We start from the raw sequence: 582 nt of genomic DNA, 5'->3' as shown, positions 1-582 counted from the left end.
AAAAAACCGCTGGTCACGCCATTTCCAAGCAACCGGCCACCATTCCTTGGCACTCTTGTCCCACAAGGTTTCTACAACCGCATAACCTTTCCCCAAAGCATCCAATAAATCCGTCACATAATCATCAACAAAAGTGGGTGCACTAATCACTTCTCGCACCGCATCCGCAATCTTTTTGTCCTGTGCACTGTTGCTTGCGGCAATCACTCCAGGCTCCACCCCCGTGAGAGCATTTTTACGCATGCCAAGCACAGCTCGATAATGTAAATCACGCTCTTCCATATCATCGGCAAGTTGGAAAAACTGCTCTGGATGACCCCCTGCTGCCTGTTGTAAAATATCAGCAAGTTGCGCAGGGGTGAGACCACTAACAATGGTTTGTGACCACACATCACGAACACCGCCAATGGTAGGCGCCGCCACCTCATGCTCTAGCCCTTTGATATTAAGCGCCCTGCCCCACTGATCTACAAGTTTTACCATCTCATCATCCCATCAATAAATTTTTGATCGCATTGTTGAAAAAAAAGGCGTTGAAAAGAGCGAGCTTTCATCAAAACGATAAGCCTCTCTCACAGGTGT

At 47.8% G+C, this 582-nt stretch carries 1 protein-coding gene; it reads right to left on the bottom strand.

Translation table 11 applies throughout. The annotated features are described in order from the left end of the window. Positions 1–483, bottom strand: a 483-nt coding sequence (locus ACFIL8_RS12405) for a DUF935 family protein (protein ID WP_375690077.1), incomplete at its 3' end; no start/stop codon positions are given. Positions 484–582 lie beyond the last annotated feature (99 nt).

The organism is Bartonella sp. AP57NXGY (assembly GCF_042195805.1).
GTDB lineage: Bacteria > Pseudomonadota > Alphaproteobacteria > Rhizobiales > Rhizobiaceae > Bartonella.
The sequence above is the reverse complement of the archived record's forward strand: the minus strand, read 5'-3'. Positions and strand labels throughout refer to the sequence as shown.